Here is a 14,357-nt window from a genome sequence, read left to right as displayed (position 1 = left end):
TAACAAATCTCATATTCTCGCATTTAAATTTGATGATTCACAAGGATAATTTCTCTACATTTAGGGATTCATTACCGCAATTTAAATTTTAAGTTTGTTTGTGATAGAATTTCAAAAATTTCAAATACAAGGTGAATTTATGCAAAAAGAGTTTCTTTTTACTTCCGAATCTGTAACCGAGGGACACCCGGACAAAATGGCAGACCAAATCAGCGATGCGATTTTGGACTACATTATAGAACGTGATACAAAAGCAAGAGTAGCGTGCGAGACTTTGCTTTCTAATGGTTATTGCGTGATTGCAGGTGAGTTAAAAACAACGGCTTATGCACCAATGCAAGACATTGCAAGACGCGTCGTGCGTGAGATTGGCTATATTGATGCAAGATATGGGTTTGATTATCATAGTGCCGGTGTGCTTAATGGCGTAGGCGAGCAAAGTCCCGACATTAATCAAGGAGTGGATAGAGAAGACGGCGAGATTGGGGCGGGTGACCAAGGATTGATGTTTGGTTATGCGTGTAGAGAAACAGATGTCTTAATGCCTCTGCCGATTTATTTGTCGCATAGAATCACAGAGGGTTTGGCGCGTGCGAGAAAAGACGGCACTTTGCCTTTCTTGCGTCCCGATGGTAAATCACAAGTAACAATTAAGTATGCCAATGGTGTGCCGGTGGGGATTGATACAATCGTGGTTTCTACGCAACATAGCCCAGAAACTTCACAAAACACTCTAAGAAGTGCGGTAATTGAAGAAGTGGTGAAGAAAGTTTTGCCACAAGAGTTTGCAAATGATAACATTCGTTACTTTGTGAATCCCACAGGCAAATTTGTCATTGGAGGACCTCAAGGGGATGCGGGTTTGACAGGGCGCAAAATCATTGTGGATACTTATGGTGGAAGCTGTCCGCACGGGGGAGGAGCGTTTAGCGGTAAAGACCCAAGCAAAGTAGATAGAAGTGGAGCATACGCAATGCGCTATGTGGCAAAGAATCTCGTAGCAAGCGGAGTTTGTGATAAAGCCACGATTCAAATTGCTTATGCTATCGGGGTGGTTGAGCCTGTTTCTATCCTTGTCAATACGCACGGCACAGGCAAATTTGAGGATTCCAAGATTGAAGAATGCGTCAAACAGGTTTTCCGCTTAACTCCACGTGGAATTATAGAATCCCTAGATTTGCTACGCCCAATCTATCAAAAAACCGCAAGTTATGGACATTTTGGACGCGAATTGCCAGAATTTACTTGGGAGAGGACAGACAAAGTCGAGGCAATCAAGGATTATTTTAATCTCAAATAGTTTTTAAAAGTTTGTGAGTAGGAAAACTTGATTGGTTTTGCGCGTGAGTGTGTAATGATTTACAACTCTTCTTGCAAAACAAATGTTAAGGGGTTATACACGGTGAAATTTGCGATTTCTGAAGTTGGAATAAAGATTGCCAAGCAATGGAAAGGAATAAAGCTTTAGTTTTTTGCTTAAGCGAAAGAGATAATCCTCTTCCTTGCGCGTGCTTTGAGAAATGTCAATCCTGCGGATTCTCCTTAAATCATCTCCTTTGCAAAGCCCGCCATCTATGGTGCTAAAGGCAAAATCGTATCCACAAGCGGATAAAAGATTCAAGGCATTTGCATTAAAATCTCCTCTAGGAAAGCAGAATCCAAAATGCTTTTTGTAGGGAAATATCTCCAAAATCTTATCTCTTGAACGCGTCAATTCTTGTTTCAACCTCTCTGTGTCCTCGCTATTGCAAGAAAAATGTGTTGCGCTGTGGCTATCAAACTCCATAAGCCCACTTGCGTGCATTTCTAAAATTTCAGAAAGATTTAAGAAATATTCTAAATCGCTAGAGTAGTTGAAGTCTTTATGGAGTTTTGGCTCTAAATCATAAGTCCCTCGCTTAGAATCGCGAATTGTATCGGTAATCAAAAAACACACCGCAGGGATTCTTAACTCTTTTAAGATAGGGAATCCAAAGCGATATAAATCAAAATATCCATCATCAAAAGTCAAGAGCACTTTTTTCTTTCCGATGTTTTTATTTTGCAAAATCGCTTCTATAAACTCGCCATAGGTGATAAAGGTAAATCCCATATCTAAAATTCGTAAAATCGCCTTTTGGAGCATTGTTGGACTAATCGTTAAACTATCGCTTTGTGTGTGAATGTGATGCAGTGTGCAGAGACAAATTGGAAACATTAATTGCGCTCCTTATATGGAATCTTGGAGGCTTTGAGTAGCTTGGTTGAGAAGGTTTTCAAGCGCGCCTTTAAGCTGTGTGTGGTCGTGGTGGGTGCAAACATAATCTAAAGCCTCTCTTGCATATCTTAGAGATTCTTCTTTGTGTGCGATGAGATGTAAGATTTGGCGACTTAAATCTTCTGCGTCCAAATATGAAGCACAAAGTCCCCTCTGTTTGTGGGTAATCAAATGATTCATCGGAGGCTTGTCATACACTACGATAGGCACTTGCGAACACATTGCCTCCAATAATACCGTGCCAAGCCCTTCGGTGTGGCTTGCGAAGACATAAACATCAAAGGCTTTAATGATATTGAGGGCATCTTCACGCCAACCTGTGAAAATAATGCGTTCCCCTGCTTTGAAGTCTTGTTGGATTTGATTTTTGATTCCTTCATTGATTCCACCGCCGAAGACAATCACCGCATTGGGATATTTTTCATACACAAGCTTGGCGGCTTGAGCGAAATCATACACGCCTTTTTTGGGATACAAAGAAGTGAAAGTGCCAACCACCAAAGAATCCTCTGTGATTCCAAATTCCTCTCTAAAGTTGCTTTTTGTTTGTTTGAAGATTGTAGTATCAATGGTGCTTGGGAGATAAAATAGTTTAGATTTTGGGACGCCAATTTGCTCTAAATATTCCCCTACCGCTTCAGAAATGTATAGAATCTTATCAAATAAGTGTGTATGTAATGCTTTAGAGAAAAAGCCTTTGATAGGGTAGAGATTGTGCCTTTCACGCATAAAAATTGTGTGGATTCCATTGAGTCTGCATAAAATGCGCGTGGCTGCCCCTATCCAACTATCAGTAGAATCGTGGGTAATGACGCAATGGATATGGTGTTTTTTGACGATAGAAAAAAGCTTAGGAATACTTTGATGATAAGTTTTCTTAGACATTTCGCACGCAATCACTTCAAAGCCGAGATTCTCTGCTCTTTGTGCGATTTGTGTGTTTGGATTGGCAAACAAAAAGACTTTATGCCCAAGTTCGCGCATAAGATTCATTTCGTTTAAGACTTTATTTTGCCCCCCCCCCCAATTTTTTAGAGTCTCTGTGTGCAGAATATTCATTTGTTTGTTCTTTTTTCTTTGATATGCTTTACTGCTACAAATCCAAGCCACATCATAAAGCATACAGCAGAAATGCTCACCCAAGTCTCTACCAAGCCTACGGGCTGCGTGAGGTCAAAGCAACTCTCTAACATATTTCTCCTTTTTGTCCTGAATTAATCATTTACTTTTTAAAGATAAAACCTCTGCACAACGTGCGCACGGCTCATTTTCACTTGTTGCAATAAATTGCCAACAACGTGGGCATTTCTGTCCTTTGGCTTGGCAAATGGCATAGGTTTCACCCTCAAAAGTAAAGGCTCTCAAGACATTGGAATCTTGCGTCTCACCCCGCACAGCACTTACCATAAGCCATAGGTTAAGCTCTTTAAATCCTGCCATTTTGGCTGGAATCACCAAATCTACCTCTAAAGTGGATTTGATTTTGGATTCTTTTTTGAGGCTATCTATCTGCTCTAAGAAGCAAGAACGCAAAGCAAGGAGATTTTCAAAGTCTATACTAGGTGTTTCAAAGCTAGGGAGCGGCTGATAAACAACTTCAAGCACAGCAGTTTGTAGGTTTGTAATCTCCTTTGTGATTCCACAACTCTCAAGCAGTGCTTTGCTTTTTGTATGGTTTAGGGCTTCATTAATGGTGTAAGTAAGAATCGGGGCGAGAAGTCCAAATAATCTTCCACAAATCAAAGCCATTACACTTTGGGCTGCTTTGCGTTCGCTAGAATTTAGGGCATTGCAGTAAAGATTGTCTTTACATAAATCCAAATAGATTCCGCTAAGTTCTGCATTTAAAAAATAATTTAGCTCTTGCAAGCCTTTTGAAAATTCGTATTCCTTAAAGAGTGAATTCACAAGGTCAAAGCAAGACTTTGCGCGTCCTAGTATCCATAAGTCAATCGGGTTAAAATTCTTTAATTCTAAGCTCTCTAATGATTCTACATTGGCGAGCAAGAAACGAATCGTATTGCGGATTTTGCGGTAGTTTTCGCTGACTTGTTTGAGGATATTGTTTGAGATTCTTTGGTCGTTTTGATAATCACTCTGTGCTACCCAAAGTCGCAAGATTTCCGCGCCAAATTCTTTTAAAATATCTTTGGGAGCAATGACATTGCCTTTGGATTTGCTCATTTTTTCGCCATTTTCGTCCATTGTGAAACCGTGTGTCAAAATGCTTTGATAGGGTGCGCATTGGTGGATAGCACAACTCACAAGCAATGAGCTATGAAACCAACCTCTGTGCTGGTCGCTACCCTCTAAATACATACTCGCAGGATAATCCCCGCTCGCATATTTGCTACTTTGAAGCACGGCTTTCCAAGTGCTTCCACTATCAAACCACACATCTAGGATATGATGCACTTTTTCTAAATGCCCTGCTTTGTCTTTGTGCTGCGGTGGGAGTAACTCCTCTACACTTTTGCTCCACCAAGCATCGCAGCCCTCTTTCTCAAAAATTTCTGCGATGAAGTCTAAGATTTCTGAATCTAATAAAACTTCACCATTGCGTTTGTCTTTGAAAAATGCAATAGGCACGCCCCAATCCCTTTGTCTTGAAATGCACCAATCGGGGCGATTTTCAATCATAGAGTAGATTCTACGCATTCCGTGTTCTGGGTAGAATCGTGTTTGGTAGATTTGCTCTAATGCCACTTCGCGTAAGGTTTTGCCCTCTTGAGTATAAGGCTCGTCCATCAAAATAAACCATTGGGCAGTCGCACGAAAGATTACAGGTTGGTGCGAACGCCAACAATGCGGGTAAGAATGCTTGATTTTGCTATGATACAATAGGTGTTCTCCTAAGAGTTCCAAGATTCTTGTGTGCGTATCAAAGATAAATTTCCCCACAAATTCATCGGGATTAAAGAATAATCGTTCGCGTTTTAATGTTTCATCAAAGCAACCTTTGTCATCTACGGGCATTATCATCGGTAGATTGTATTTAAGCCCGATGAAGTAGTCCTCTTCCCCGTGTCCGGGTGCAGTATGCACGCAGCCACTTCCCTCACCACTTGCGACATGCTCTCCTAAAACAAGCTTGGAATCTCTCCCATTGAGGGGATTCGTTGCGGATTTGTTTTCTAAGATTTGGGCTTGAAAGGTTTTGAGGATTTTATCCTCTACCACACCCAATTGTGCCAATTTTTCTACTTGCGAAGCAAGCACTACCTTGCCATCTTGAGTTAGCGCATAGAGTTCTTCAGGATTGAGTGCGATTCCGCTATTGGCAGGTAGTGTCCAAGGGGTTGTTGTCCAAATCACGCAAGCGGCTTTGTCTAAACCTAGTTCTTTTGCGCCAAGTGCTTGGAGTGCGTCTTCTTGCAAGGGAAAAGCGACAAAGATAGAATCGCTTTCTTTCTCTTCATATTCTACTTCTGCTTCGGCAAGGGCAGTTTGACAAGCCCAACTCCAATAAACGGGCTTACTTCTTTCTTTAAGCAGTCCCTTTTTAGCAACCTCACAAAGTGCTCTGTAAATGTCTGCTTCAAAGGTGAAATCCATTGTTTTATAAGGATTCTCAAAGTCGCCAAAAACCCCAAGTTCCAAAAATTCGTCTTTTTGAATGGTGACAAACTCTTGTGCGTGCCCCCTACAAAGTTCGCGGATTTTGATTTTGGGCAGAGAGTCCTTTTTTTCTTTGCCGAGCTTTTTTTCTACTTGTTGCTCAATGGGCAATCCGTGGCAATCCCACCCCGGCGTGTAAAATACCTTTTCTCCTTGAAAATAATGCTGCTTGACAATCATATCTTTGAGTGTTTTGTTGAGTGCGTGTCCAATATGAATGTGTCCATTCGCATAAGGTGGTCCATCGTGCAGATTGAAAGTCTTGCGGACATTTTGGCGGTTTTGTTGCATTGTTTGATAAATGCCACTCTTTTTCCAAGCAAGATAAGTTTTGGGTTCATTTTGCGGGAGATTTCCACGCATAGGAAAGCTAGTTGTAGGCAATGCGAGCGTATCTTTGTAATCCATAATCAATTCCCTTTTTGAAGACAAATAAAGCTTGGATTCTACCTTGATTTCTTTTAAAAGTGCCTAATTTTTAAGTCTTTTTAACGAATTTTTGATTACACTTGAATCTATGAAAAAACACCCTTTCTCTTTGTATTGCTATTTTGTATTGGAATCCTTGAGGCTTCAAGTGGTGTAAAACCGCAAAGGATAGTCGTTAAGGAATCAAATGACACAAAGCATTAATCAAAATCATTTATTTGCACGCAAAATAATTTTAGCTTTTTTAGGCTTCTTGCTTATTTTCTTTAGTCTAGCTGCTTTGCTCTTTTCACCCTTTGGCAATGCTTATATTAGGAATTTTTTATTATCCAAGCTAGAATCTCAAACGCATTTTCAATGGGAGGCGCGGCATTTTAAACTTACCCCCTCGCATCTTTCTTTGGAAGCCGTGGCGCAAAATGGGCAGTTAGAATTGTTTTTAGAGAGTGAATATTCTTTGTTTTTGCGTAATTTTAAAGGCTCTTTTTTGCTAAACTCCAAAGGTTTTAGCACAAAATTAGCAGACAAAACCTTGAAGTTTAGCGATAATTCTTGGATTGAGGGAGAGTTTGGCGGGGAGTTCGCGCATTATACTTTGCAAGCACAAAGCAATCTTTTGGATTCAGAAAGTGATTTGAATGCTATTGGTTCGTATTTGGAGCTGCAAGGTTTGAGTTTGCATACCAAAAACGCAAGCTTGAGTGCGCTTTTTGCCTTATTTGATGAAGCTCCCTATGGTGAGGGGATTTTAAATTTTGATTTGAAATTAGAGAGAAGCGGTGATTCCTCTTATGGCATTTCTGATTATAATGGAATCTTAAATGCAAGCTTAGAGGGAGGAGATTTAGACGCAGAGGAGTTTTTATCGCATTTTAACCTTACGATTCCGCCCACGCACTTTATGGGTGAATTGCAAGGAGAGATTCATCATAATACATTCAAGCATTATCTTAAAATGTATTCTAGCGTTGGTGATTTTGAGCTTAAGGGCGCAAGCAATCTTGCAACTTTGGCAACGAATACGGAGTTTCATCTTAATTTTCAAAATCTCTCGCCCCTCTCGCCTTTTTTTGGGATTCCGCTTAATGGTGCTTTAAGTACAAAAGGAATCGCCAAGGGGGATACAAAAAATATGCTCATCAATGGCACAATGACATTGGAGCATTCACCTTTGGATTTTCGTTTAAGTCTGCAAAATTTGCAAGCCAATACTCTTAAAATCACGAGTCAGAATTTGGAAGCAAGTGCGCTTTTTACTCTTTTGAACCAACCTGCGTTTTTAATGGGGGTTTTAAATCTTGATTTGGATTTGCGTGATTTTGCGCGCGGAATCTCGGGAGTTGTTGTAATGCAAAGTCAAAATTTGCTGATTAATAGCCCATTAATAGAAATGCACACGCATATCGGATTCCCAGCCCAAACCTTTCAAATGGAATCCAAGATAGAGCTAGCACAAGGGAAGGGAATCTTAAACTATGCCTTAAACTCCAATCTTGCAAGCCTCCAAAGTCAAGAGGGCAAAATTTCTTTACAGCCTTTTGCATTTGAGATTCCACAAGAAGTTACTCTAAAAAAGATTCAAAACTTTTCTTATCGGAATAAAAGCTTGTTTAAAGGCACTCTGAAAGCACAAGGAGTTGTAATGAATGATTCTTTAAATTTTAAAGGTGCGATAGAAGAGGATTCTAATAAGCAAGGCAATGCGTTTAGTTTATCATTGGATAAAGCTGCTTGGAATCTTTCCCTTAATCAATTAAATAGCACACAGATTTATACAATCTTTCCTGAAATTCCACATTATTTTGAGGGGATAGCGAATCTGAATATCAAAGAAGACTTCACAGAGAGAATGCGTTATGTCCATTTTGATACTGCTCATTTGCGATTCCGCAATACCGCACTTTTGCGCACTTTGAATCAAGCGACACAACGAAATCTTGCCCCCTATTCTTTTAGTGGTTTTCTCTATCACCAGATTTTACCCGATGCGCAGTTGCATAGTACGATTTTGCTTCAATCTAAAGATTCTAATTTACCCAAATCGCAAGAGATACAAATCCAATCTTCAAAAATTGTTACAAATCTTAACACTTCTGCTTTACAAGGAAATTTGCTTTTAAAACGCAATGAAAACATTAAAAACCATAGACTATATGGAAGCATTCATCAGCCTAAAATCCAATAATTATTGGAGAAATTTTATAATTTAATTTTTATTTAAGTAAATTTAAATAATAGGTTTATTTTTGTTCTGCTTTAATTCCGAATCAAATTTTTAATTTATAAGGTGTTTAATAGCAATGGAAGATTTAAAACAGACCTATCCAGATGCACTTCCTTATCATCAAGGAGGCAAAATTGAAGTGGTTGCACGCAAGCAATTAAACAACGAGCACGATTTATCTATCGCTTACTCTCCCGGTGTTGCTGTCCCTTGCAAAGAGATTGCACGCGACCCGCACACGGCTTATGAATATACTGCTAAAGGCAATCTTATCGCGGTAATTTCTAATGGCACAGCGGTTTTGGGGCTCGGTGATATTGGTGCGCTTGCAGGGAAGCCTGTAATGGAGGGGAAATCCGCATTATTTAGGAAGTTTGCCGATATTAGCGCATTTGATATTGAAGTTGATGAAACGAATCCGGACAAGTTGATTGAGATTGTACGTGCCATTGCACCAACTTTTGGCGGAATCAACCTAGAAGATATTAAAGCACCCGAATGTTTTTATATAGAATCGCGTCTCAAAGAGATTCTTGATATTCCAATTATGCACGATGACCAGCACGGAACAGCAATTATTTCAACCGCAGGAATCATTAATGGATTGAAAATCACAAACAGAAAGGCGGAAGATTTAAAAATTGTCGTTTTTGGAGCGGGGGGAGCGGCAATTGCGTGTGCGAAAATGGCACAGAATCTAGGAGCAAAAGAAGTCATTATGTTTGATAGCAAGGGGGCAATTACAACTTCAAGACAAGACTTAAATGGATTCAAGAAAGAATTTGCAGTTTCGCGTGAGATTCGTTCTTATAAAGAGGCACTAGATGGCGCAGATGTCATACTCGGGCTTTCTCGTGGTGATATTTTGACCGCCAAAGACATTGAGGGAATGAATCCGAATCCTATGATTTTTGCGATGAGTAATCCAATTCCAGAAATTGACCCAAAGATTGTGCATGAGGTGCGCCCCGATGCGATTATTGCGACAGGTAGAAGCGACTATCCTAACCAAATCAATAATGTTTTGGGATTCCCTTATATTTTCAAGGGAGCTTTAAAGGCGCGCGCAAAATGTATCAACGAGGAAATGAAATTCGCTTGTGCGCAAGCTCTTGCAGCGGTGGCAAGAGAGCCAATTCCTGAAGACTTGCGAGTGAAATTAGAGCAGATTCACGGAAGAAAGTTTGAGTTTGGCAAAGAATACATTATCCCAAGCCCCTTTGATACACGCCTAAAAGAATTTATTTCTAATGCCGTAGCTCAAGCTGCGATTGATAGCGGTGTCGCACGCGTTGAGAGTTTAGAATCCTAATACTAGGATTGTTGGATTAAGCAAACTGCCAAAGGAAATTTATATGGAAGAGTTTTCTTATAAGCTCGTAATGTTTGGCTTTAGCGCGCTTTGCGAGGATTTAGAGGAAGTTAAAAGACGACTTTCGCTCTATCCTGCCGAACGATACGAACTTGAAAACGGCGAAGAGTGTTTTCTAATAGACCTCGTTACGCGGGATTCTTATCCTATTGTGCTTGAGGAAGGAAAATTTGTGATAAAGGGAATGGAATCGCAATAAATCTATTACCTCAAGGCTTCAGATAGTTTTCTTTGATGAGCAGATTTACAACTTCTCTAAAGAGTGGCACAGCAGTGCGTGCGGCGAAATAGGCTTCGGCTTCATTGGGCTCAAAGACGCTAATACCAATCGTGTATTCATTGCCTTTTTCATCATTTGCAAAGCCAAAAAACGAGCTATTGTATTTGCTCACATATTTTCCACCTTGTGCGATATGCGCCGTGCCTGTTTTGCCACCAATCGTAATCCCTTGCACTTGTGCCGTTTTCCCTGTACCCTCATTGACGACTTTGACTAAAGCGTTTTTAACTTCTTTGGCAGTTTTGTCGCTAAGGATTCTAATGGGTGTTTGGTGTTTGAGTTTATAACGGATAGATTTGGAATCTTGGATATATTCCACCAAGTAAGGCTCATAAGAGATTCCGTGATTGATGATGATATTATAGGCTTTAAGCATTTGCATAAAGGTTGTGCGCAATCCATAGCCATAAGATGCTGTCGCGCGATAGACATCGCTTTGGAATCGTTTTGCGTCTGGAATCACTCCCACGCGCTCGTAAGGCAAGTCAATCCCGCTTAAATTGCCAAACCCAAAAGCTTGCAAGGCGGCATTGTATTCTAGCGGACTTAAACGTTGTGCAATCTTTGCCATACCAATATTGCTAGAATAGAGTAACACTTCTTCGGCGGTAGCGGATTTTAATCTGTGTGTGTCGGTAATATAGAAATTATGCAGTTTAAAGCGTCCATTTTCTAAATCAATGGTTTCTTTAGGATAAATGAGATTCTTATCAAGCAAAATAGCATAAATAATGGGCTTGATAATGCTTCCGGGCTCATAGGAGTATTCAATCGCATTGGTGTTAAGTTTGGAATAATCATTTTTGGTGATTAAATTGGGATTGAAACGCGCATTGCTTGCAAGGCTTAAGATTCTGCCGCTTTTGCTTTCCATAATGCCAATGAGAATTTCTTTTGCACCAAGTTGGGCAGCATTTTCATCGGCAAGTCGTTCTATCTTTTTTTGCAATTTTAATGGAATAGAGCTGATAATATCATAGCCATCTATCCTTTCTTTGAAAGTGGAACGTTTGTTCAAGATAACATTGAAGCCAATATCGCGTTGCCCAATCATCAGCAAATCACTCATAGGCTCTAACTCATTATCAAAGCTTTTTTCTATTCCTTTTACGCCTTGCACGTGTGTAATGTTGGTATCATTTTGTTTATTAACATAGCCAAGAATTGGCTCCATTGTGTCTTGGTAAAGATAGTCTCTGGATTCTCCACTTTCCACGACTGATAAGCCATATTTGAAAATATGTCCATTCTCATCTTCATAACTTTGAAAAACATCTAATTGGTTGAGCTTTAGATTGAGTTGTTTTAGATAGCTTGCAGTTTTAGAATCAATATCGTATGAAAGTGTAACATTGCCCTTTTGTGTTAATTTAGAACGAATTTGACTTTTGGGAATCTTGCTATAAATACTAAAAAGATTGATAAAAAGTTCTTTTTTTTGCGGATTGATATTGTAAGTATTTACCACAGCTTTATAGACTTTTTTGCTTGAGGCAAGTAAGAATCCATCACTACTATAAATATTTCCTCTAATTGCGTTTTCAACGCGTTTGGCTTGGAAGTTTGGGAGTTTGCGTTCTGTAAAATTATGGTAAAAGATTGTGCCCAAAAAGATGCCAAATCCTATTCCCATTGCAAGAAATAGGAGGAGGATTTTGCCTGTTTTTTTGGATTGAGTGTCATTCATTACAAATGCAGAAGCATTAAATTTGCGTTTTTATCAATTCTTTATAGGCACTGATTGCTTTGTTGCGCACCTCTAGCATTAGTTTCATACTATTTTCAGCTTTTCCAATAGCAATTGCAGCTTGATGAATATCTTTGATTTGTCCTGTTGCCATATCCGCCATTACTTGGTCATTGGTTTTTTGGTAGGCATTCACTTCATCTACAGCTTCTTTTAGCATACTGCCAAAACTTTTAGAGGGCGGATTCAAATCGTGATTTGGCGAAAGACTCGGAATATCTTGGAGTTGAGAGTTTAACTTCTCTATATCTACTCCATATTTGTTAATTTCCATTTATAATCCTTTTTATGCTTGGAACATTGTAATTGCTGTGCTTGCCATATTTTTGGCACTTTGAAACACCGCAACATTTGCCTGATAGGCTTTGGTTGCTTCAATTAAATCTGCCATTTCTACTACTGCATTAATGTTTGGATACGCGACATAACCTTCAGAATTTGCATCCGGGTGGTTTGGTTCGTATTTCATTTTTGGTTGCGTGTCATCACGAACGATTTTATCTACATAAACACTCATTAGCGTAGGTTTTGGCTTCCTTTGCTCATCAAATGTGTCCATTTCGTCTAATGGATCTTCATATTTTAGCAAATTATTGCTGTTTTCATACTTTTGATTTAAAACTTTGTCAAAATCAAATGCTTTGAGCACAAGTTCTCTTCGTCTATAAGGTCCGCCCTCATCGGTTCGTGTGGTATTTGCGTTAGCAATGTTACTAGAAATTAAATTTACCCTTTGACGTTGAGCCGATAGCCCATAACCACTAATGTCAAAACTAGATAAAAACATTCAAAACTCCTTAAAGATTGCGTGCAGATTCTACTGCATAAGTAAAGATTGCGCCTTGTTTGCGCAATGCACCAACAATCGCTTGATACATAATATCGTTTTTGCCCATTTCGCTTGTTTCAATGTCCAAATCTACACTATTGCCATCATTGCGAGATAAGTGCCCATCACGATAAAACATTGTGGGACGTTTCAAGTCCATTTCTTCCATAGGTAGCAAATGATTTTTGTTTGTGATTGCCACATCAAGCTCTAGTTTGCGATTGCGATTGAAGATTTCGTCCGCTTTGGCTGCCATCATTTGTTCAAAGTTTATATCTTTTGGGCGATACATTGGAGTAGAAACATTGGCGATATTGCTCGCAATCATATCTCTTCGTAAAGCTCTATGGTCAAGGGCTTCTTGCGCAAGTAAGCGTGCGGGGCTATAAGCAAAAATGCTCATATCAAACTCCTAAATTTGAACTTTACAAAGAGTAAGCAAGTTTTATTCCATAATGCAAATAATCTGCAAAAATTATTTATTCTTTTAAGCTTTTCATATCAATCACATAGCGGAATTTCGCTTTACCGCTCGTGAGATTCTCATACGCTTCGTTGATTTGCTCAATAGAAATAATCTCCGTTTCAGGATAGATTTTGTGTTGCAGCGAGAAATCGAGCATTTCTTGCGTCTCTTTCATACCGCCAATCATCGAGCCATAGACCTTCTTGCCCGCGCCCCAAACGAGCCGCATAAGGTCAATTTTGAGATTCGTCTCTGCTGGTGGCAAGCCGACAATTGCCATTTCGCCGCCGAACTTCAGCAAATCCATATACGCATTCACATCATATGTTGTCGGAATCGTGCTGATGATGAAATCGAAACGTTCCTTGACGCCTTTTGTGTCGGTATAGAGTGCCTTTGCTCCGAGCTCGAGCGCCTCTTTTTCTTTGTTGCGATTCCGCGCAAACACGCTGACTTCCGCGCCCATTTTGAGTGCGTATTTGAGTGCCATCACGCCAAGCCCGCCAAAGCCCGCCACGGCGACTTTATCGCCCGCCTTGACATTGCTAAATTTAATCGGCGAATAGGTTGTGATTCCCGCGCAAAGCAGCGGCGCGACTTTCTCGAGCGGCGCGCCCTCGGGGACTTTTACGGCGAATTTTTCGCTCACGACAATGTTGTTCGAATAGCCGCCATAGGTTGGTTCGTTGTCGTGGAAATGGTCGTGGCAGTCGTAGGTGAAGACGGTTTTGCCGTTTTCGCAAAACTGCTCTTGGCTGCGCTTGCATGCCTCGCATTCACCGCAGCTATTGACCATACAGCCCACGCCGGCATAGTCGCCCACCTTGAATTTGCTCACCTTTGCGCCCACAGCCGCCACGCGCCCGGCGATTTCGTGCCCGGGCACCATTGGGAAGATTCCCTTGTGCCATTCTTCGCGTGCGCTGTGAATGTCGCTGTGGCAGATTCCGGCAAAGAGAATCTCAATGAGAATGTCATTTTCGCCAAGCGCGTGGCGTGAGAACGAGAAAGGTTTAAAGGTATCGCTTTTGTGTGCGACTGCATAGCCTTTGGCAGTGATTCTTTGCCCATTTTGTGCTTGTGTCAAATTATCTTTTAATAACATTTTTTCTCCTTAATTGAATTATTCTAAAGT

At 40.3% G+C, this 14,357-nt stretch carries 13 protein-coding genes; 4 read left to right on the top strand and 9 right to left on the bottom strand.

Annotated features, from left to right (window positions below):
* Positions 1-139 precede the first annotated feature (139 nt).
* Positions 140-1,300: a methionine adenosyltransferase gene (gene metK / locus HDT10_RS08130; protein ID WP_290882122.1), complete on the top strand. Its 1,161-nt coding sequence runs from the start codon at positions 140-142 to the stop codon at positions 1,298-1,300.
* A 93-nt stretch (positions 1,301-1,393) separates the two neighbouring features.
* Here the strand turns inward: metK and HDT10_RS08125 are convergent, their stop codons facing one another.
* From HDT10_RS08125 to ileS, 4 genes are read right to left on the bottom strand one after another with little or no spacing between them, the layout of a single operon-like run.
* The gene (locus tag HDT10_RS08125) at positions 1,394-2,197 is read right to left on the bottom strand and encodes a polysaccharide deacetylase family protein (RefSeq protein WP_290882117.1); all 804 of its coding nucleotides are present in this window, start codon (positions 2,195-2,197) and stop codon (positions 1,394-1,396) included.
* 12 nt (positions 2,198-2,209) lie between these two features.
* Positions 2,210-3,316 (bottom strand): glycosyltransferase family 4 protein, encoded by a 1,107-nt coding sequence (locus tag HDT10_RS08120; RefSeq protein WP_290882114.1) that lies wholly within the window; start codon positions 3,314-3,316, stop codon positions 2,210-2,212.
* Positions 3,313-3,450: a hypothetical protein gene (locus tag HDT10_RS08115; protein ID WP_290882112.1), complete on the bottom strand. Its 138-nt coding sequence runs from the start codon at positions 3,448-3,450 to the stop codon at positions 3,313-3,315. Before HDT10_RS08115 ends, HDT10_RS08120 begins: the two co-directional genes overlap by 4 nt.
* Positions 3,451-3,475: 25 nt before the next feature.
* The gene (ileS, locus tag HDT10_RS08110) at positions 3,476-6,283 is read right to left on the bottom strand and encodes an isoleucine--tRNA ligase (protein WP_290882109.1); all 2,808 of its coding nucleotides are present in this window, start codon (positions 6,281-6,283) and stop codon (positions 3,476-3,478) included.
* 208 nt (positions 6,284-6,491) lie between these two features.
* Here ileS and HDT10_RS08105 point away from each other — a divergent pair, with 208 nt between their 5' ends.
* From HDT10_RS08105 to HDT10_RS08095, 3 genes are all read left to right on the top strand, one after another.
* Entirely contained in the window at positions 6,492-8,489 is a 1,998-nt protein-coding gene (locus tag HDT10_RS08105; protein WP_290882107.1) for a hypothetical protein, read from the top strand.
* Between the two features lie 115 nt (positions 8,490-8,604).
* A complete protein-coding gene (locus HDT10_RS08100; RefSeq protein WP_290882105.1) occupies positions 8,605-9,840 on the top strand; it encodes a malic enzyme-like NAD(P)-binding protein in 1,236 nt (411 codons plus the stop codon).
* A 43-nt stretch (positions 9,841-9,883) separates the two neighbouring features.
* Entirely contained in the window at positions 9,884-10,099 is a 216-nt protein-coding gene (locus HDT10_RS08095; protein WP_290882102.1) for a hypothetical protein, read from the top strand.
* Between the two features lie 10 nt (positions 10,100-10,109).
* On the opposite strand, the gene HDT10_RS08090 is transcribed toward HDT10_RS08095, so the two are convergent.
* From HDT10_RS08090 to HDT10_RS08070, 5 genes are all read right to left on the bottom strand, one after another.
* A complete protein-coding gene (locus tag HDT10_RS08090; RefSeq protein WP_290882100.1) occupies positions 10,110-11,867 on the bottom strand; it encodes a penicillin-binding protein 2 in 1,758 nt (585 codons plus the stop codon).
* A 16-nt stretch (positions 11,868-11,883) separates the two neighbouring features.
* Positions 11,884-12,201, bottom strand: a complete 318-nt coding sequence (gene fliE, locus HDT10_RS08085; protein WP_290882097.1) for a flagellar hook-basal body complex protein FliE — start codon at positions 12,199-12,201, stop codon at positions 11,884-11,886.
* A gap of 12 nt (positions 12,202-12,213) precedes the next feature.
* Positions 12,214-12,714 carry a flagellar basal body rod protein FlgC gene (gene flgC / locus HDT10_RS08080; protein WP_290882091.1) on the bottom strand — a complete coding sequence of 167 codons (501 nt, stop codon included), beginning with the start codon at positions 12,712-12,714 and terminating at the stop codon, positions 12,214-12,216.
* Positions 12,715-12,724: 10 nt separating this feature from the next.
* Positions 12,725-13,159 carry a flagellar basal body rod protein FlgB gene (gene flgB, locus HDT10_RS08075; RefSeq protein ID WP_290882089.1) on the bottom strand — a complete coding sequence of 145 codons (435 nt, stop codon included), beginning with the start codon at positions 13,157-13,159 and terminating at the stop codon, positions 12,725-12,727.
* Between the two features lie 76 nt (positions 13,160-13,235).
* Positions 13,236-14,327 (bottom strand): NAD(P)-dependent alcohol dehydrogenase, encoded by a 1,092-nt coding sequence (locus HDT10_RS08070; protein ID WP_290882087.1) that lies wholly within the window; start codon positions 14,325-14,327, stop codon positions 13,236-13,238.
* Between the last annotated feature and the right edge of the window lie 30 nt (positions 14,328-14,357).

It is taken from the genome of Helicobacter sp. (assembly GCF_014799995.1).
Lineage (GTDB): Bacteria > Campylobacterota > Campylobacteria > Campylobacterales > Helicobacteraceae > Helicobacter_D.
This window is presented reverse-complemented; position numbering and strand designations above follow the sequence as displayed.